Below are 19,013 nucleotides of genomic sequence, written 5' to 3'. Positions count from 1 at the left end.
GCTTTTCGCCATGACTCTTGATTTCAGCACGATCGGCGATCTCGCCACAGCTGTCGACCTGGCGGATACGTCGGGTTTCATCGTCGACGACAACGACGACGACGATCCCATCCTGCTGACCGTGCCCGACGGCCGCGTCGTGGACACCTGGCGTGAGGGATATCCCTATCAGGAGCGGATGACGCGGGCCGAGTACGACATGGAGAAGCGGCTTCTGCAGATCGAACTGCTCAAGTTGCAGATGTGGATCAAGGAAACCGGTCGACGGCACGTCATCGTGTTCGAGGGGCGGGACGCTGCAGGCAAGGGCGGCACCATCAAACGGTTCATGGAACACATGAATCCGCGAGGAGCACGCGTCGTCGCACTCGAAAAGCCGTCGGCGCGCGAATCGACGGAATGGTACTTCCAGCGCTACATCCAGCATCTGCCCGCGGCGGGTGAGATCGTGATGTTCGACCGCTCCTGGTACAACCGTGCGGGCGTCGAGCGAGTCATGGGGTTCTGCAGCGAAGACCAGCACGCGCGATTCGTCCGTCAAGCCCCGCTGTTCGAGCAGATGCTCGTCGATGACGGCGTCAGCCTGACCAAATTCTGGTTCTCGGTGTCTCAACTCGAGCAACGGACGAGATTCGCGATTCGCCAGGTCGACCCTGTCCGCCAGTGGAAGTTGTCGCCGATGGACCTCGCGTCGCTGGACAAGTGGGACGCGTACACCGCGGCGAAGGAGGAGAGTTTCCGCGCTACGGACACCGATATCGCGCCGTGGACGATCGTGAAGAGCAACGACAAGAAGCGTGCTCGAATCAACGCCATGCGCTTCATTCTCAACAAATACGACTACGCGAACAAAGACCCGGAAGTTGTGGGCGAAACCGACCCTTTGCTCGTGGGGCGAGCGCGTGACGTGATCGGAGAGTAATCCAGCGGGCGGGTCAAGTTATTGTTCCGTTATAGTCCGGCGTCGTCATCAGGTTTATTCCAAAACTTAACGGGGCCGTCGCAGACACCGCCGCCTGATGCGGTAAAAAAGGACATGAGTCGTGATCGATCGGCTCGTTTCCAAATTCGAGGAGTTTCTCATGGGTTCTGCAGCAGATTTCATCACAGACATCGCAGACGGCGTCTACGCAGGCATCGTCGAAGCGATCGTCGACCAGATTGTCGGCGTGCTTACTGCAGGCAGCGCAGCCTGATCTACTCCGACCACCGGCGGCGTCGGGGCACGGTGGTCGGGTATTCACCTGCGGAACGAACTTCCCGTTAATTCGACGATTCGATGACGCCAGGTTTTTTACTGGCAATTCCGTGGTCAATTCGAAATCCGCTTGGTAGGAATGACACCGGCGGTGATCGTTACGTAACCTTTGCCGACCAGGTAATAGTCCTCGAATTGAAGGAGCGTCAACGGTGTCCATCAAGCCTTCGAACAAGATCGAACTCACAGACCTTCTCGCTCTTTTCGGCCTGCTCAGCGGCAGCGCTGACCTCGCCGGCTCGAGTGAGACGCAGGCTTCGTTGCTCTGATCGCCTGACAGGCGAGAAGCAGCGCGCAGACGACACGGCGCCGATCCAGACCGTCACCCGGTCTCGATCGGCGCCGTTCTGCGTGCCCTAGGGTTACCGCGTGCAGACCGTGCCGATCCAGATGCCCGACGGCTCGACCGTCCCGGTGAATCTGTTCGAAGCCCAGCGTCCCCGATCGGACGTACCTGTGATCGTGGTTCTACCCGGCCTCGGCATTCCTGGCGGCTACTACGTTCTGTTCGCTCAGGCTTTGGCCGAGCGTGGATTCCACGTCGCCACCGCTGATCTGCGGGGCCAAGGGGACAGTAGGCCCAAACCGAGCGGGGCCAGCACATACGGCTATCAGGAACTTGTCTCGGTGGACTTCCCCGCCATCTTCGAGGTCGTGAGAGAACGGTTTCCCGACGCGACGCCCTACGCACTCGGACACAGCATGGGCGGACAGCTCGCCTCGCTCTACGCGTCCCGTATCCGTGGGCGCCTCGGCGGACTGATCCTCGTAGCGTCGGGATCGCCCTATCACCGAGGATTCGGCGTCGCTCGCGGTGCATCGTTGTTCGTCGGTGCAGCAGCAATGTCGTTGACCAGCAACATTGCCGGCTTCTGGCCCGGCGACCGGATCGACATCGGCGGCTTCGGACGGCAGTCCAAAGTGCTGATCGACGACTGGTCCCGTTTTGCCCGCTCGGGAAAGATCGAACCGGTGGGAGCGGATATCGACTACGAGGAACGGATATCGCGCCTCACTCTCCCGGTGCTCGCGCTGACATTCGACGGTGACGATCTGGCGCCCCGTGCGTCCATGTCGAACCTGTTGGCCAAGTTTCCGCGGGCCGTGGTGACCACGCGGCACCTGGAGGCACCCCGTGGTCACAACGAATGGATACGTCAGCCGTCAACGACCGTCGACCAGATCGAGGCATGGTTCATGCGCTGAGCGCATTCCAGAGGAACTGGTACGCCAGAGCAGTCTTGAACGCCAGCTGTGCGTTGTCGGCTGCACCGCCGTGCCCGCCCTCGATGTTCTCGAAATAGCTGACGTTCTGGCCCACTTCCTCCAACCTGGCTGCCATCTTGCGTGCGTGGCCGGGGTGAACCCGGTCGTCGCGGGTCGAGGTCGCGATGAGAATGGGCGGGTACTTCTTCTCGTCCGGTCCGACGACGTTCTGATACGGCGAGTACTCGGAAATGAAAGCCCACTCGTCGGGGTCCTCCGGGTCTCCGTACTCGGCGACCCACGACGCCCCTGCCAGTAGTAGGTGGTACCTCTTCATGTCCAGCAGTGGCACCTGACAGACGAGCGCTCCGAACAACTCTGGGTACTTGGTCACCATGATGCCCATCAACAGCCCGCCGTTGCTTCCGCCCTGCGCGCCGAGCTGCGCCGGCGTCGTGAACCCGCGTTCGACGAGGTCGCGAGCCACGGCGGCGAAGTCCTCGTGCACCTTGTGCCTGCCGGCGCGCAGAACCTGGGTATGCCAGTCGGGTCCGTACTCACCGCCGCCGCGGATATTGGCGACGACGTACGTCCCGCCCTTCTCGAGCCACGCGAGGCCGATCGAACCGCTGTACGACGGGGTGAGCGAGATATCGAAGCCGCCGTAGCCGTACAGAAGCGTCGGGCCAGGTTGTTCGGCAGCGTCTTCTTTTCGGACGATGAAGTACGGGATTGCGGTGCCGTCGAGCGAGGTGGCGAAATGTTGTGCGACGGTGAGACCTTCGGTGTCGAAGAACGATGGCGCTTGTTTCAGCGCCTCCACGTCGCCGCCGACGGTTCCGAACAGAAGCGTGGCGGGCGTGAGATAACCGCTCGACGACAGGAAGAACTCGTCGCCGTTTTCCTCTCCGTCGGTGCCGACGATCTCGATGGACGTCAGCTCGGGCAGGTTGTGAAGCGGCTGGTCGTTCCAACCGTCGGGGCCGGGTGTCAGGACGCGTAGTTCGGTTCTCACGTCGACCAGCGTGACGACGAGTAGGTGGTTCTCGGTCCAGGCGAATTGATGCAGCGAGCGGTGCGCGTCGGGCTCGAACAGCACCGTCAGGTCGCGCTCGCCGGCGAGGAAGGCGTCGAAATTCGTCGCGAGAAGCGCCCCGGACGGGTACGTAGTCTCGCGAGGCGTCCACTCGGTCATCGTGCGTATCAGCAGCCACTCCTTGTGGACCGACGTCGTCGCATCGGTCGGCGTCTCGACGCGGGTGAGGCTGTCGCCGTCGAGCAGGTAGAACTCGGCGTTGTAGAAGTCGGTTGCCCGTTGGACGAAGTCGCGTTCGAATCCGGGGGTTCTGTCGTGCCACGCCGAGATCGAGATGTCGCCGGGCTCGCCCTCGAAGACCGTCTTCGCCTCCGACAGGGGTGTTCCGCGGTTCCACCGCTTGGCGATACGCGGATACCCCGAATCGGTCAGAGATCCTTCGCCGAAATCGGTTCCGACGAACACCGAGTCGGCATCGATGTAGCCGATATCCGTCTTCGCCTCGTCGAGGTGAAACCCTTGATCACGGAAAGTTCTTGTCTCGATGTCGAACTCGCGTACGACGGTAGCGTCGGCGCCGCCTCGTGACATCGTCACCAGTGCGACGCGTTGGTCGGGACGCAGGACCTGAGCCCCGCTCCACACCCAGTTCTCACCTTCCTCACGCGCGACGGCATCGAGGTCGAGCAGCACGTCCCAATCGGGTGCGTCCTTGCGATACTCCTCCATCGTCGTTCTGCGCCACAGTCCGCGCACATGTGTCGCATCACGCCAGAAGTTGTAGAGGTAGTCGCCCCTGCGCCGTGCGTACGGGATGCGCGCGTCCGTGTCGAGCACCTCGCGAATGCGGGCTTCCACGGCGTCGAATTGGGGTCCCGCCAGCGATGCGGTGGTGGCGGCGTTACGTGTGCGGACCCAGTCGAGTGCCGTGTCGTCGGTGACCTCTTCGAGCCACAGGTAGGGATCCTCGGTGTTGCTCATGCACTCTTTCTACCGCCTGCAGTACTGTCCCGAAGGATGACCGGCCATGCGCTGACGTTCGCACTCGTAGGTCTCGTCGTCATGGTGTGGCCGTGGTCGCTGGTTCCGGCTTTTCTGCTGGCGGCGACGGAGCGGGGACCGGCCAAGCTCGCTGCCTACGCGGCTGGATACGTGCTCGCCCTCGGAACCGTCATGGTTCTTGCCGCGACGCTCTTGCCGCCCGGACCGCGAGCGAAGTCGACGGGCCACCTGGCGGCGTGGATCGAACTCGTCGTGGGGATTCTGCTCGCGCTGTTCGTGCTGGTGTTGTGGATCAGGGCGCGTCGAGCCGAACCTGTCACCCCGAAGTGGCTTCGCGGGCTCGATCGACTCGGGACCGTTGCGGCATTCGTGCTGGGCTTGTGGGTCCCCAACTACATGCTCGTCACTGTCGCGGTGGCGGAACTGACGCTCCTGGAACTCAGCGGTGGAGAAGCGGTGGCGGCAGCGGTCCTGTGGGTCCTGGTCGCGACGCTCGGGGTGGTGACGCCGCTGCTCGTTCTGGCTCGTTCGGGCGAAGACGCTGCGGCGGTGCAACAGTCGTGGCGAGAGTGGCTTGTGAAACACAGCTCGGCAATCATCTACGTGGTGCTCGGTCTCGTCGCCGTCGTGCTGATCGTCAAGGGGGGAACGTCGGTGTGAACATGCCGGAGATGAAGTTGTGGGAGCAACACACGTGTCTGCCCTTGGTGCCGAGCGCGGACGTCGCCGAGCTGGCTCGGTACCCGTTGGGTAGTTATGTCTCGGTCAACGTGGGTTTCTCGCCCCATTCCAAAGCGGTGTCCACGGAGCTGTGTGCGGATTTCCGTCGTAAGGCGGTGGCCGACGGTCGCTTCAGTGTGATCGGCGACGGTGAATCGGAGAACCTGATCACGCTTGCGTTCGATCTGGAGGACTCCGGTCCTCTCGAGGGCGACGTCGACAATGTTCGATATTTCCACGACCTCGGCGTGCGTTCGATGCTGCCGACCTACAACTGGGCCAATGCCGCGGGCTGCGGCTGTCTGGACGCCGAGGACACCGGACTCACTGCGTACGGGCGCGAGCTCGTCCGCGAGATGAACCGGGTGGGAATGCTCGCCGACGGTTCGCACTGCTCGATCCGGACCGGACTGGACATCGCGTCGACGACCCAGGCGCCGATGATCTACAGCCACTCCAACTTCGCAGCGCTGTGGGCACATCCGCGCAACATCACCGACGAACAGGCTGTGGAGTGCGCGCGAACCGGAGGGGTCGTCGGCATCAACGGCGTGGGAATCTTCCTCGGGCCGAACGGTCCGGACGAAGGCGCGCGCCGAGTGTCGGCGATGGCAGACCACATCGAGTACGGAGTCGAACTGTTGGGAATCGACCACGTCGGAATCGGTTCCGACTACTCGTTCGATCACGACGACTTCAATCTCGAGCTGGCCCTGCATCCCGAGGCGTTCTCCGAGGAGTACACCCGCTACGGACCCCTGCAATGGGTTCCGCCGGAGGACGTCGTCACCCTGCCGTCGATGTTGCGCGCACGCGGCTGGGACTCCGATGCGATCGCCGCTGTGTACGGGGGAAATTTCCGCAGGGTCGCGGGGCTCTCAGCACCCTACCGGCCGGTAACGGGACCGTCTGGAGACAGTGATACAGGACGGGACTATCCTGGGTAATCGTGACCTCACACTATGACGTCGTTGTCCTCGGAGCCGGTCCCGGTGGGTACGTCGCTGCTATCCGCGCGGCACAACTCGGACTGAGCACTGCCATCATCGAACAGAAGTATTGGGGCGGTGTCTGCCTGAACGTCGGCTGCATCCCCTCGAAGGCACTTCTCCGTAACGCCGAACTTGCGCACCTCTTCACCAAAGAGGCGAAGTTGTTCGGTATCTCCGGCGAAGCATCCTTCGACTTCGGCGCAGCATTCGATCGCAGCCGCAAGGTTGCCGACGGCCGCGTCAAGGGAATCCACTTCTTGATGAAGAAGAACAAGATCCCCGAGTACGACGGCAAGGGCACCTTCACCGACGCCAACACCATCGAGGTCGAGCTCACCAAGGGCGGCACCGAGACGTTGACGTTCGACAACGCCATCATCTCCACCGGTAGCACCACCAAGCTGCTGCCGGGCACGTCGCTGAGCGAGAACGTCGTCACGTACGAAGAGCAGATCATGACGAAGGAGCTCCCGGGTTCCATCCTCATCGTCGGCGCGGGCGCCATCGGCATGGAGTTCGGCTACGTCCTGAAGAACTACGGTGTCGACGTCACCATCGTCGAGTACCTCGATCGCGCGCTCCCCAACGAGGACAAGGACGTCTCGAAGGAGATCGAAAAGCAGTACAAGAAGCTCGGCGTCAAGGTCATCACCGGTGCCGGCGTTCAGAGCATCGACGACGACGGATCCAAGGTGACCGTCGAGATCAAGCACAACAAGTCCGGTGAGAGTGAGACGTTCACCGTCGACAAGGTGATGCAGTCCGTCGGATTCGCACCTCGCGTCGAAGGCTTCGGTCTCGAGAAGACCGGCGTCGAGCTGACCGACCGCGGCGCCATCGGCATCACGAACACGATGCAGACCAACGTTCCGCACATCTACGCGATCGGCGACGTGACGGCCAAGTTGCAGCTCGCGCATGTCGCGGAGGCGCAGGCAGTTGTTGCTGCGGAGACCATCGGCGGGGCCGAGACCCTCCCGATCGACGACTACCGCATGATGCCGCGCGCGACGTTCTGTCAGCCGCAGGTCGCCAGCTTCGGTCTCACCGAGGATCAGGCCCGCGAAGAAGCTCAGGCTCGTGGCTCGGACATCAAGGTCGCGAACTTCCCGTTCGCCGCCAACGGCAAGGCACACGGACTCGGTGACGCCACCGGCTTCGTCAAGCTGATCGCCGACACCGAGCACGGCGAGTTGCTGGGCGGACACCTCATCGGACCCGACGTCTCCGAGCTGCTCCCCGAGCTGACCCTCGCCCAGAAGTGGGACCTGACGGTCAACGAGCTGGCCCGAAACGTCCACACGCACCCGACGCTGTCGGAGGCGCTGCAGGAGGCCATCCACGGCCTCGCCGGACACATGATCAACTTCTGATCGGTCTTTTCACAACGAAAACATCCGTTCGCAACCTGAATCTCGGTTGTGGGCGGATGTTTTCGTTGTAGGGGCCAGGGTGGTCCTCCGGTTACATCGGCAGGCGTCGGAAGATCGGCTCGAGTGCGGACGCCACGAGACGCGCTGGACCGTCAGCATCGAGGGAGTCCGCGTCGTCCGTTTCGAGTTCTCCGATCTCGATTCCGATGATTTCACTGCTCGCCAGGGCGGCGGCGCATTCTTCGAGCTGGATCAGCGTCATTCCATCGGGAACGGCGTAATCGGTTGGTACCGTGCCTGGTTCGAGGACGTCGCAGTCGATGTGTATGTAGATGGGACGCCCGGAAACCAATTTTCTCAGCTTGTCTGCCATGTCGGACGCAACGGGCACGAGACTGATGTCGCGTGCGGTGATGAGGTCAAGCTCCGGCTGGTCGATGTCACGGGTTCCAACGAGAATCGTGCGACGTTCGGTGAGGCCTCCGCCGAGTCCCGAATTCCAGTGTCCCAGCGGGCCGGACAGGGCCAGGCCGCCAAGATAGCCAGTCGTGGTACTTCTCGGCGTGTTCAGATCTGCGTGTGCGTCGAACCACAGTACGGCGGCATCGGGTCTGTGCTTTGCAATCATCGGTAAGGTTGCCAAAGCGACTGCGCACCTACTCAATACGGTGACAGGAGACATTCCCGCGGTCAATATTCGGTCGTAGTGAGCGGACATTTGCCGTAAGGCCGGTAGGGCGATGGCAAGTTCCCGATCCCAATTGGCAGGACAAGCCGGTTGAGGCTTACCGATGACGTTGGGCTTTACGGACAGTCGTTCGCTGAGCACATGTGCGAATGCTGGCGTCGCTTGCATCGCGCGGTCGTTGTGATCTCCTGCGCGCGCCGCGAAGTGGCTGAGCGAAACTGGCATGAGTGTCATCCTGGGTGGAAGTTTCGAGCGGTCGCCTACAACGCTAGGAACAGGCAAGGTGGTGCCGCAACCATCGAAATGCTGGAGAAACCGGTGTGTGGTGTGCGTTCTGCTGGCACCGATTAAGCTTTCTGTGTGATCGATGAGTTGGACCGCCGTCTTATCTCTCTCCTGCGTGGACATTCACGGCTTCCGGTCGCCGTCCTCGCGAAAGAGCTCGAGGTGAACAGGTCGACGGTCACGGCGCGCATCGATCGCCTGACCCGCTCGGGTGTGATCGAAGCTTTCACCATTCGATTGAGCGACGAGATCGACAGGGACACGATCCGAGCCATCACGCTTGTGCGCAGCAGCCCTCAACTGGGCCAGGATGTAGTTCGGGCCATACGTGGGTTCCCGGAGGTCGACAATCTCCATTCGACGCTCGGCACCTGGGATCTGGTCGTACAGCTCCGGACATCGACGATGGCCGAGTTCGATTCGGTACTCGAACGGATCCGCGCAGTCGCCGGGGTTATGGATACGGAAACCAGTCTGCTGATCAATTCCCTCACAGGTCAGTGAAGAAGCCACCAAAAGGGCTGCGCCATACTTGGGGTGTGCCGGCGAACGAAGACCTTCAAGCGGCGCACCGCAACCACCGTGAGTTTTGGTGTCATCTTGCGCGCGTCACCGATGGTGCGGTCGTAGAGGTGCCCGGTGGTCTGATAGTCGACACGGGCATTCGAGCGGCCGGCTTCAACCAACTGCAGTGTGGGGCTGGTGGAACCCAGGACACAGCGGCGGTCGCTGCCGTTGCTGCACACTTTCAGGAACGCGATCTGATGTGGCGCGTTGTCAGCGAGCGGCCAAGTGCCGCAGTGCAGGAATTGGCCACGCTCCGTGGCATCGAGCGCGAGCCGTTGTACCCGATCATGACCATGGCGGTCGGCAACGCTGCGCAGCCTAGAGAGACTCCACTGGAACAATCGACGGCAGCGGACCTTGCCGATCTCCGAGCCTTCGTCGACTGCGCTGCTGCGGGCTACCGAATGGACTCGGCATTGTTGAAGCCGATCGTGCACAAGCGTGCTCTAAGCGACGACGACTTTTGGTTCTGTCTTGGCCGGCTCGACGGCCGGTGTGTGGCGGTGAGCATCGGCGTGCGCTCAGGTGACACTGTCGGGGTGTATTTCGTTGCTGTACGTCGCGGATTCAGGCATCGAGGCTTCGGCGCAGCGATTGCCCAGCAAGCAATCCAAGCCGGTTTCGCAGCCGGTGCAAGGCTGGCCGTTCTGCAGGCAACATCGTCGGGGTATCCGCTGTACGTCGACATGGGTTTCACACACGTAGCCGACTACTATATGTGGGATTTTCCGATCTACCCGCGAAAGCCGTCTGCTGTGAATTTCGAGTAGCTCGGTAGAGCGTCGATCAGAGGCGCATCTCGAACAGCGTGACGCTGAACCACTGGCCGTCATCGAATTCGCGGCGTCCGATCTCGTTGAAACCGTGGTGCTTGTAGTAGCTACGTAGAGCGGCGTTGGTTTCGGCGCAATCGAGTCTCAAGCGACCCACGCTGGCTTTTCGTGCCGTATCGGACGCCTGATCGAGCATTGCCGTTCCGAGGCCCGCGCCTGCGTGAGAACGATCGATAACCAGGCCGTGGACATAGCAGGCGTTCTCGTCGTCGGTCCAGATTTTCGGGTCCGACCAGATCAATCGCATTGCGGCGATGATGTTCTGTGTGTGCGGCTCGAGACCGACGACGAACTCGCCACGGGCGACTTGCTGATCGATAGTCGCGAGTGAAACCTCTCGTGGCGTCCACTGGTCGATGGATCTCGCAGCCAACCAATCCTCGGCCGCGTGGCGCAAAGCCAATATCGTTGCCGCGTCTGCACTCTCGGCACGACGAAAAAGTAACACGGGCATCCGCCTTCACCAGAAGTGGTGAAGCACCCAGGCGGACGACGCTTCGCTTTCAGGGGCTCCCCGGTGGTGACCACCTATCGCCAGTTGCCCTGTCAGGAACTTAGCATCCGTCGCAATCGGAGACCGAAGCGTCGTCGGACGACGCGATGTGAGTGGCGTACTTGCCCTCATTCACTTCGAGCAGCGAGAGCTGCGTCGACAAGATCTGCAGCGTCCTTCAGTCGGAGGCCGCGGTGTCGTTCACGCAGCGCTTTGATTGCCGAAATCCGGTTTTTCGTCCCCGCGATCGCAGACTGCACGTCCACAGACGGAACGTCGTCGGTTGCAACTAACGGGCGGGCCGCCGTAGTTCCTCGCGCCAAGTGCTTGCGCCACATCCTGACGGCGTCTATCGCGAATGTGACCGCGCCTGCGAGGACGGCTACAACGAAAAGCCAGTTCCAGAGAGTGGGATGTTCGACGGCGTCGCCCAGGCGGGGCCAAAGCACCACCGTGAACCAGATTGGAGCGAGGGTGTTTGCCCACCGGCGAACAACCTCACTGTCGAGTCGTACGCGAAACTTCGACACCCGACCCCCCTCGTGAACGCGCGATTTCGATGAATTACACCTACCTTAGGCCCGGTCAGAACACCCAGCTCGGCGCTGGTTGTGGCTCGACGTTGGGCTCAAGTCGGTCTGCGGCGCTGGTGGGCGTTGTAGCGGGCCTTCTTCTGACGGTTGCCACACGTGTTCATGTCGCACCATCGGCGGGAGCGGCTCTGGCTGGTATCGAAGAATGCGGCCCGGCACGTAAGCGATGCGCACAAGGCCAATCTGCCGTCTCGTTCGCCGGAAAGGATCTCGATTGCGTTGGCAGCGACCACGCTCAGTGCATCTTCGACGGACGTCGCGGTACTGAGCTGCCACTGCCGCTGTCCTTCGTGCGTCAGGATCGCTGCCGCACTGCCGTGTGTGCTGCGGTCGTTGATTATCGAGACGGCTGATTCGGGGAGTGGTTCTGCGAGTGCTGCGGCCGTCGCAGTTGCGTGAATTGCTTCCCTCAGTTCGCGAGCAAGGTCGAGTTGGTCGCTGTCGCACGACCCGACCGATAGTCCGCTGACGGTCAGCCAGTCGATGAGTCGTTGTGGGGTTGGAATCCGTTCGACTGCGTCGCCTCGGCGCTCGGTCAGCGTTGCAGTGAAGCTCGTCGCGAGCACAGTCCCAAAGCGAAAGTCGGGATAGTCGGTGCGCATGGAACCACCTTAGCCGGTTGCCTAGAAGTTCAGGGACTGCTAGAACTGTCTTAGCCGGTTCCGGATGACCGATCGTCGAGACGCTAGGGTCTCGAGCTCGCATTCGGATCGCTCGTTTTTCGCCTGTCTTGCCCGTCCGGGATTCGGTGTCACTTTTTGCCGATGGCGGGAGTTCATCGAACCCAGTGGGTTGAACCGAACGGGACCGGAGTTCCGGTCATCGAACAGCGTGGAGGGGATCGACATGGATGTGCGTACTCGGCTGCTTTCAAGGCGCGCCGGTTGGCTCGAGGTTGGGACGGTGGTCGTAGCGTGCGGGTTGCCGGTGGTGATGCTGTCGGCTGGTGAGTCGACCGGTGTGACAGCAGCTTTGAGCCTGGCCGTCGCAGGGATTGCATCGGCCATCGGATTGGTGCTGTTGCAGATTCGGATCGGGTTGTTTCATGTCGAGAGCGGCGCCGTTGCGGCAGTTGTGTTGCTGGTGGCCGGAATCGCGACGTGGTCGATCGCGGTTCTGTTGGCTGCTTCCGAACGGCCGGCGTTTTCACTGTCCCTGACAGCTGTGTCGGCTGTACTACTGCTGTTCGCCTTGCGGCAGATTGCGGAACCTACTGACGGCGGGTCCGCTTCGTGAGCCGACGAGCCATCGGCGTTCACCCACACCAAGCCCTGGTGGCCGAGGGCTTGGGCGATCTCCGAACTCGGTTGACTACAGCACACTTCCGGAATCTACGACGGCCACGTCTGCGCCATCCGGCCCACGTCAGTGGGTACAGGGGCGGCCGACCCGGTGAGGCCCTCCGGCGCAGCTCTCGATGCACCCTCCTTTCGTTGGTGAACGAGGTGCGGTGGTGGCGATGACATTCGCGCGGAACGTATCTCCGGCTCCAGAACGGACCGCCACAGGAGCGCCGCGAGGGATGACCGACTCTCGTGCGCCCGGCGAGTCTGGGCCCGCTACTGGCTACTCGGTGCCGCGGTGCTCATGTAGGTCGAACCTCGACTGGCGCAATTGATTTGGCAATCTAGCACTTCTGCCTGATGTATTCGCTCGACATGGAGTCCAGACGTCCGCGCAGGCGGATCGCCGCATAGGGTGTATCGAACTGGTGTTCGAAAACTTGTCGGTGGGTCGGGCTAGATTGATCTCATGCTTTCGGGGGATAGCGCTTCGGTCGACGAAGCCAACACAGCAGCAGGGGATATCGCCGATCTGACGGTCGGTGGTGCGGTGACGGCCGGCGAAGCGGTGACGGCGGGGGAAGCGGTGACTGTCGATGACGCGGTGACGGCCGGTGATGCGGTGACGGTTGGTGACTCAGTCACGGTTGGTGATGCTGCCGTGCTGCCGGATGCGGCTGCTGAATCAGTAGGTGGCAGCGCCGATGCGGATGAGACCTCCGAGCCGAGTGGTGTTGCAGTCGAACCTGATTCGATCAGCACGGAGGATCCAGCTGAATCGGAGGAGGCTGAAGTGCAGCAGGCTGGGTCGGGGGATCAGGCTGAAGCGGAGGGAGATGCTCTGCAGGAAGGAACAGCGGGGTCGAAGCCGGATCCGATGACCGCCTGGGCACAGTCGTGGTCCACCAACCGCGACGGCCGAGACGGAGTCGTACCGGTCACCGAACTCGACCTGACCGCGACACCGGTGATCGACGCACCCGGCCTCGCACGCGTCATCGCAGACCTCGAAGCAGGCATCATACGACTCGGACAGATACAAACGATGTCCCTGACCAACAGTGACCGCCGAGCCCTGCTGATGCGTACCGAAACCATGACCCGAACCCTGTTCGCCTACTCCCACACCTGGATCGCCGACCTCATCGACCAACACGGACTCGACGGCATCTACGGATCGATCCCCGAAGCACTCGCCGTCCTCCTCCGACTGTCGATGAAACAATCCGGACAACGCATCCTGATGGCCGAACAATTCGGCGAACGCACCACCCTCACCGGTGAACGCCTCCCACCACACCTACCCGCCACCACCCACGCCGCCGAAAACGGAATCATCGGCGAAGAACACCAACAGATCATCCGCAAATTCTTCAAAAGACTCGGCACCAAAGTCGACGCCGACACCGCCGAGCACGCCGAACAACAACTGGTGCAACTCGCTAGGGACCTACTGCCCGATGCGTTCACCGTCGCCGCCCGCCGCCTCTACGACATCCTCGACCCCGACGGCGACCTCGACACAGAATCGGTCGCCGAGAACACCTACCTCTACCTCGACGATCCCGACGCCGCAGGACTGAGCACCGGACGATTCCGCTGCGACGCCGAATTCCGCGCCTACCTCGAAGCCGCATTCAGCAAATGGGCCAAACCCGGCATGTGCAACCCCGCCGACACCACCCCCGTAATCGACGAACCCGACACCAACGAACCCGACACCAACAGCAGCCCCGACAACACAGAGCCGAGCTTGTTCGACACACCCACCGGCGACGACACCGGCAATTCGCGTTGCGGCAGTTCGGGTAGCGGCGGTCCCGGCAACAGTTCGGGTGATGGATCAGGCGACGGCAGTTCGGGCGACTGCGGTTCGGGCGACGATGACGCCGCCGAGGACGAGAGCGACGATCCCGGCGAGGATGCCGACGGCGACGGAGACGGCGAGGATTCGGACTCCGGTGTCACCGATACCGAATCCGAAGCCGACACCGAACGGGCCCAACGAGACAGACGCGGCCTCGGACGACGCCAACACGACGCACTCAAAACAATCCTGCGACAAATGCTCGCCTCCGGACAACTCGGCCAACACCGAGGACTACCCGTCACCGCCGTCATCACCATGACACTCAAAGAACTCGAAACAGCCACCGGACACGCCATCACCGCCACTGGATCCACCATCGCCATCCGCGACGCCATCCGCATGGCCACCCACGCCCACCACTACCTCGTCATCTTCGACGACCGCACCGGCAGACCCCTGCACCTCGCCCGCACCAAACGCCTCGCCACACCCGACCAACGCATCGTCCTCATCGCCGCCGACCGAGGCTGCACCTTCCCCGGCTGCATCCGACCCGCCACCTACTCCCAGACCCACCACATCGACGAATGGGCCGACGGCGGCAACACCGACATCGACACACTCACCTTCGGCTGCGACATCCACCACCCCCTCGTCGGAAAAACCGACACCGATTGGGCCACCACCAAAGCCGAACCCGACCACCCCTACCCCGGCCGCACCCTCTGGCACCCACCCACCGCACTCGACCCCACAGACACGGAACCATCAACCACTACCACCACCCACACGAATACATCCACCCCTCCGACACACCCCTGCCCGGCATGCCCGGCACCCTCGAATCAACGGACACCGACCAGCCGAACCCCGAAACAGCCCGGGCGCAGCGACATCCACATTCCCCACAACCCGGAACCCCCGAACCAGGCGCACCACCCGCCTGACACAAGGGGGGTGGCGACCCGACCGGCAGAACCGGTCGCCACCCGGGGGACCACCCCGGCCCCCACCAGCCCCACACACAGGGCACCTGCACCCAGCGGCACAGAAAGCACCACCTGTGCCGCCCACAGCCATGCCCGAATCTGCATGTGCCAGATAAGGGATCAGAATCCTCGATAAACGCCGTCGGCGTCGGCCGAGTCCGCGAAATCGGCGAAATCCATGTTCCCGAGCGACAGATTGTTCTCCACCTCAGCCAGGTGTTCCGGCGCGACACGCACCGTTTTCACAGCAGGAGTTCCTGATTCGTCGTTGCTGTGGTCCACGGCAAGGATCGGATGATCCGGGTTCATGATCGTTTCGCGGTCCGCAACGAAGAAGAAGTACGGTGGTGGGTTCCCTAAGACCGCGCGCAACTCGTGCACGGTGTGCTCCGCGAATGCGACATTGTCGATCGTATCTAGGTCCGCACATATTTCGACATCACCATCGAGGTTCCAGGGCACGCTGGCAGCATCGACCGTCGCCGACCAGGCGTCGTCGTCGGAGAATTCGGTTCGGATAAGAAGCGATCGGTCCCTGGGCAAATCGAACGGGTTGGACTTGGGCGGAGGCTGAGTCACCGTGGTCGTCAGGCTGTGAGGCAAGAAGTCGTCGCCGACCTTCAGTGTTGTCAGGGGTACCGCACGATCTGCGGGCCAGAACTGAACCAGCACGGATACGTCGGCTCGGTCGACGGCACGCCCCGATGCATGAGCGCGGACGTGCCACAGACCGGGTGTAACACCGTCGACTGCAGTTGTTCCTACGATGTCGGCGACGCTCGTTTCGGTGCCGACCGGATGAGGTACCAAGGTCAACGCGCCCGTGACATCGATGGTGCCCTCCTCGACGGTTTCCCATCGGCCGAGGCTCGGCTCCGGTGCGTGCTGCATCGAAGTAAGTTCGATACGGGCGGGACCGTACGTCGCACCGCTGTAGAGAACGATGTGGTTTCGTCCGAGATACATCAGGCGGCCGCTGTCGGGGCCACCGAACCCGTGTTCCGCAAGGAACGAATCCGGTTCGATCGTTTGGATCCACAAGATCGGGACGGCCAACTCGATCGTCTTGGAGATGTCCACTCGTGAACTGTAGGTTCCCGCATCGAGTTCGGACAACGGACCGCGGATCTGAGACAGTGGGGGTCATGCACTCGATCACGATCGGAACCGGAAAGCCGATCCTGCTCATCCACGGGTTTGCAGTCGATCATCGCCTGCTGCTGCCCCTGGAAGAGGTGTTCGTTCGCCGAGCAGGATGGGAACGCACGTACATCGACCTGCCGGGATTCGGTAGGACCCCGGCGGGACCGGAAGTCGACGGCAGCGACGCGGTCGCCGAGGTTCTCGTCGACTTCGCGAAAGAGCACTTCGGAAGCCGACGATTCGCTGTTCTGGGCATGTCCTACGGCGGATATCTCGCACGTCATGTCGTTGCTGAATTCGGGTCGCAGGTCGACGGCGTCGCGCTGATTGCTCCTGTCGCCCGGCCGGGATCGGACCGGACACTGCCTCCGAAAACGGTTCTGCGCGAGGACCCCGGTCTCCTGGGAAGGCTCGACCCGGCCGACGCTCGCGACTACCAGGAGATGGCGGTCGTCCAGAGCGAGGACAATTGGCGAAAATTCGAGGAGTCGGTTCTACCGGGCCTGCGAGCCCAGGACCTGTCGGCCGCCGCCCGAATTCAGTCGAGCTATTCGCTGAGTTCGGTTCCGGAAGAACGGTTCGGGACTTTCGACGGACCTGGTGTGATGATCACAGGCAGGCAGGATCACGTCGTCGGGCACGTCGATCAGATCGGATTGCTCCAGCACTATCCGCATATGGCGTTCGCAATACTCGACGGTGCAGGTCACAACGTGCACCTGGATCGGCAAGCGGAAACCGGTGCGCTGATTGATGGTTGGCTCGACCGAATGCAGTCCGCCCCGTCATGAGATCAAAAATCGCGCTCGACGCGTAGAGTACCGATGGTGGTTGCCAAGCCGTCGTATTGGCTTACCAGCAGCAAGAATTCGATGAGCTGGCGTTCGTCGAACTCGCCGGACAGCGCGGCCCAGGTTGCGTCGGACAGGTTCTTGGTATCGAGTAGCTCGTCCGTCGCGGCCAGGATCGTGCGATGACGCTCAGTCAATCCGAGCGCATCGGGTCCTTCTTTCACCTGTGCCAGAAGCTCTTTCGTCACTCCGAATCGACGGCCGATCCGGCTGTGGTGGTCTTGCTCGTATCCGCACTCACGTAGGTGCGCAACGCGGTTGATAACAAGCTCTGTTTCCTTCTTGGAAATCTGGCCGCCGGGCATCAACCTCCCGCTGTAGAAGAGCCAGCCGCGGAAGAGTCCCTTGTTTCGGCCCAAAGTGCTGAAGAGATGCGCGTCCGGGGTACCCGCCACTCGCGACAGAATTCGACACAGCACCCAGTTGATCGGGCCTAGGTCTTTGAACGAGCCGGTCGGGATTCGAGGTGTGCTCACCGCACCGACGCTACCTGCGCGCTTTACCGTGCACCAGGAAATGTGAGTCGTCGACGAGGTCTTCCACCAATTCGAGTGGGACCGAACCGCCCAGGTCGATGGTGATCCAGTGACGCTTGTTCATGTGATAACCAGGCACGATGTGCTCGTGTTCTCCGACCAACACCTCGGCTCGCTCCGGATCGCACTTCACCGTGATCCGGTCGATTCCGCCCTCGCCGGTGCCGATGGCGGCGAACATCTTCCCCCCGACCTTGTAGACCGATGTCTCGTTGCCGAAGGGATGCGTCAGCTCTGCCCCGGGGAGAGCTGCACAGAGTGTCTGGATGTGCTGCGACGGGTCCACCTGCTCAGGACTTTCGCCAATGATCGAATCGGTCCTTGATGTCGGATGCCACATCGCCGATGCCGTTACCCACGGCGTCGACCGCGCCCGTGAATCCACTGCCGAGATTGCGGATCGTGCTGATCAGTGGATCCTCGGACGTGTCGAAACTTTCCTTGTGGGACCGTGCCGCGTTCTTGAACTCCTCCGATGCCTTGGCCTCGTGATCCTCGGACTTGCGCGGATACTCACCGCGAAGCACGGCCGCGTACTCGCCGCTGTCGACCCACTTCTTCAATTCCGCAGCTCGAAGAACGGAGAACGGGTGCGAGAGAAGTTCGATGTTGAGTAGTTTGAGTACCCCGTCGCGAAGATCTCCGCTCGATTCGTACTCGGCCGCTTGGGCAAGGAACGCGTCTACGTCGATCTCACTGATCCGTGACCCACCAGCAAGCTTGAGCTGAACGCGAATAGCAGTGTGAACGTCCTGGCCGCAGAGCAATCCTGCTCTGTCGCCGGAGAGTTCGGACTTACGTTGCCATTCCATCAACCCCGCGATGATCGCGCGTAAGGCCCAACCTCCGACCGGGATCCAACCGATGGTGCCCGCCAGCCGCATCAGATGCATGAGCACCGTCCGATAGACGGCGTGACCGGAAAGTGCATGTCCGAGCTCGTGTCCGACGACGAATCTCTGTTCCTCGTAGGTCATGATGTCGAGCAACCCCGTTGTCAGCACGATGAACGGCCGATCCATTCCGATGGTGAAAGCGTTGACGACGGGCGATTGCAGAACGAAGAGTTCAGGTGTTTCCGTAGCGCCGAGAATGTCCACGCAGTCGGTTCGTAGGTCGTTCAGATCCTTGAACTGTCGGTCGTCGACGCGCACTGCAGTGGCGAGGTACATCAGACGGTGTTGGCGTTCGCGGAGAAGGCCTGACAGCGTGCGCAGGACGGTGTCGAACCCCTTCAGAGTGCGCAACGTGACGAGGGCAGCGCGATCCGATGGATGCTCCCACGCCCGCGAACTGATGTCGGGGAATTCGATACGCGTACGGTCCGGCGCGGTGGTCATCGTCGATCTCCCAGG

The 19,013-nt window shown here is 62.0% G+C and carries 19 protein-coding genes and 1 riboswitch; of the genes, 10 read left to right on the top strand and 9 right to left on the bottom strand.

Annotated features, from left to right (window positions below):
• Positions 1 to 10 precede the first annotated feature (10 nt).
• Positions 11 to 922: a polyphosphate kinase 2 gene (ppk2, locus tag D8W71_RS25695; protein ID WP_121117795.1), complete on the top strand. Its 912-nt coding sequence runs from the start codon at positions 11 to 13 to the stop codon at positions 920 to 922.
• Positions 923 to 1,627: 705 nt separating this feature from the next.
• On the top strand, positions 1,628 to 2,464 hold the full coding sequence (locus tag D8W71_RS25690; protein WP_121117793.1) for an alpha/beta hydrolase family protein: 837 nt from the start codon (positions 1,628 to 1,630) through the stop codon (positions 2,462 to 2,464).
• Here D8W71_RS25690 and D8W71_RS25685 read toward each other — a convergent pair.
• Positions 2,454 to 4,481: a prolyl oligopeptidase family serine peptidase gene (locus D8W71_RS25685; protein WP_121117791.1), complete on the bottom strand. Its 2,028-nt coding sequence runs from the start codon at positions 4,479 to 4,481 to the stop codon at positions 2,454 to 2,456. The two genes, D8W71_RS25690 and D8W71_RS25685, sit on opposite strands and share 11 nt — an antisense overlap.
• A 36-nt stretch (positions 4,482 to 4,517) precedes the next feature.
• Here D8W71_RS25685 and D8W71_RS25680 point away from each other — a divergent pair, with 36 nt between their 5' ends.
• From D8W71_RS25680 to lpdA, 3 genes are read left to right on the top strand one after another with little or no spacing between them, the layout of a single operon-like run.
• A complete protein-coding gene (locus D8W71_RS25680; RefSeq protein ID WP_121117789.1) occupies positions 4,518 to 5,162 on the top strand; it encodes a GAP family protein in 645 nt (214 codons plus the stop codon).
• 11 nt (positions 5,163 to 5,173) lie between these two features.
• Complete coding sequence (locus D8W71_RS25675; RefSeq protein WP_442971997.1) at positions 5,174 to 6,169, top strand: dipeptidase; 996 nt, start codon at positions 5,174 to 5,176, stop codon at positions 6,167 to 6,169.
• 2 nt (positions 6,170 to 6,171) lie between these two features.
• Positions 6,172 to 7,587, top strand: a complete 1,416-nt coding sequence (gene lpdA / locus D8W71_RS25670) for a dihydrolipoyl dehydrogenase (protein ID WP_121117785.1) — start codon at positions 6,172 to 6,174, stop codon at positions 7,585 to 7,587.
• Between the two features lie 91 nt (positions 7,588 to 7,678).
• On the opposite strand, the gene D8W71_RS25665 is transcribed toward lpdA, so the two are convergent.
• The gene (locus D8W71_RS25665; RefSeq protein WP_201265195.1) at positions 7,679 to 8,500 is read right to left on the bottom strand and encodes an arginase family protein; all 822 of its coding nucleotides are present in this window, start codon (positions 8,498 to 8,500) and stop codon (positions 7,679 to 7,681) included.
• A gap of 135 nt (positions 8,501 to 8,635) precedes the next feature.
• On the opposite strand from D8W71_RS25665, the gene D8W71_RS25660 reads away from it, so the two are divergent.
• A complete protein-coding gene (locus D8W71_RS25660) occupies positions 8,636 to 9,064 on the top strand; it encodes an Lrp/AsnC family transcriptional regulator (protein WP_121117781.1) in 429 nt (142 codons plus the stop codon).
• A gap of 35 nt (positions 9,065 to 9,099) precedes the next feature.
• Positions 9,100 to 9,897, top strand: a complete 798-nt coding sequence (locus D8W71_RS25655) for a GNAT family N-acetyltransferase (RefSeq protein ID WP_153275433.1) — start codon at positions 9,100 to 9,102, stop codon at positions 9,895 to 9,897.
• 16 nt (positions 9,898 to 9,913) lie between these two features.
• Here the strand turns inward: D8W71_RS25655 and D8W71_RS25650 are convergent, their stop codons facing one another.
• The 3 genes from D8W71_RS25650 to D8W71_RS25640 all read right to left on the bottom strand — a co-directional run bounded on the left by D8W71_RS25650 (position 9,914) and on the right by D8W71_RS25640 (position 11,648).
• A complete protein-coding gene (locus D8W71_RS25650; RefSeq protein WP_121117777.1) occupies positions 9,914 to 10,414 on the bottom strand; it encodes a GNAT family N-acetyltransferase in 501 nt (166 codons plus the stop codon).
• A gap of 18 nt (positions 10,415 to 10,432) precedes the next feature.
• A riboswitch (ZMP/ZTP riboswitch) is annotated at positions 10,433 to 10,512 on the bottom strand.
• 69 nt (positions 10,513 to 10,581) lie between these two features.
• On the bottom strand, positions 10,582 to 10,905 hold the full coding sequence (locus tag D8W71_RS25645; RefSeq protein WP_153275432.1) for a hypothetical protein: 324 nt from the start codon (positions 10,903 to 10,905) through the stop codon (positions 10,582 to 10,584).
• Positions 10,906 to 11,081: 176 nt separating this feature from the next.
• Positions 11,082 to 11,648 (bottom strand): CGNR zinc finger domain-containing protein, encoded by a 567-nt coding sequence (locus D8W71_RS25640; RefSeq protein WP_121117773.1) that lies wholly within the window; start codon positions 11,646 to 11,648, stop codon positions 11,082 to 11,084.
• A 244-nt stretch (positions 11,649 to 11,892) separates the two neighbouring features.
• On the opposite strand from D8W71_RS25640, the gene D8W71_RS25635 reads away from it, so the two are divergent.
• Together D8W71_RS25635 and D8W71_RS28450 are read left to right on the top strand one after the other, a co-directional pair.
• Positions 11,893 to 12,282 carry a hypothetical protein gene (locus tag D8W71_RS25635; protein ID WP_153275431.1) on the top strand — a complete coding sequence of 130 codons (390 nt, stop codon included), beginning with the start codon at positions 11,893 to 11,895 and terminating at the stop codon, positions 12,280 to 12,282.
• Between the two features lie 516 nt (positions 12,283 to 12,798).
• Positions 12,799 to 15,264 (top strand): DUF222 domain-containing protein, encoded by a 2,466-nt coding sequence (locus tag D8W71_RS28450; protein ID WP_121117769.1) that lies wholly within the window; start codon positions 12,799 to 12,801, stop codon positions 15,262 to 15,264.
• Here D8W71_RS28450 and D8W71_RS25625 read toward each other — a convergent pair.
• Entirely contained in the window at positions 15,249 to 16,208 is a 960-nt protein-coding gene (locus tag D8W71_RS25625; protein WP_121117767.1) for a DUF6924 domain-containing protein, read from the bottom strand. The genes D8W71_RS28450 and D8W71_RS25625 overlap by 16 nt on opposite strands.
• Before the next feature lie 65 nt (positions 16,209 to 16,273).
• Between D8W71_RS25625 and D8W71_RS25620 the strand changes: the two genes are divergently transcribed.
• Positions 16,274 to 17,062, top strand: a complete 789-nt coding sequence (locus D8W71_RS25620) for an alpha/beta fold hydrolase (protein ID WP_121117765.1) — start codon at positions 16,274 to 16,276, stop codon at positions 17,060 to 17,062.
• 2 nt (positions 17,063 to 17,064) lie between these two features.
• Here D8W71_RS25620 and D8W71_RS25615 read toward each other — a convergent pair whose 3' ends face one another.
• From D8W71_RS25615 to D8W71_RS25605, 3 genes are read right to left on the bottom strand one after another with little or no spacing between them, the layout of a single operon-like run.
• Positions 17,065 to 17,598 carry a carboxymuconolactone decarboxylase family protein gene (locus D8W71_RS25615; RefSeq protein ID WP_121117763.1) on the bottom strand — a complete coding sequence of 178 codons (534 nt, stop codon included), beginning with the start codon at positions 17,596 to 17,598 and terminating at the stop codon, positions 17,065 to 17,067.
• Positions 17,599 to 17,608: 10 nt separating this feature from the next.
• Entirely contained in the window at positions 17,609 to 17,944 is a 336-nt protein-coding gene (locus tag D8W71_RS25610; RefSeq protein ID WP_236077610.1) for an MmcQ/YjbR family DNA-binding protein, read from the bottom strand.
• A gap of 4 nt (positions 17,945 to 17,948) precedes the next feature.
• Positions 17,949 to 18,998 (bottom strand): M48 family metallopeptidase, encoded by a 1,050-nt coding sequence (locus D8W71_RS25605; protein ID WP_121117759.1) that lies wholly within the window; start codon positions 18,996 to 18,998, stop codon positions 17,949 to 17,951.
• Positions 18,999 to 19,013: the final 15 nt, after the last annotated feature.

This window comes from Rhodococcus sp. P1Y, assembly GCF_003641205.1.
Lineage (GTDB): Bacteria > Actinomycetota > Actinomycetes > Mycobacteriales > Mycobacteriaceae > Rhodococcoides.
Note: the sequence above shows the minus strand (reverse complement) of the source record. Positions and strands in the feature narration are given on the sequence as shown.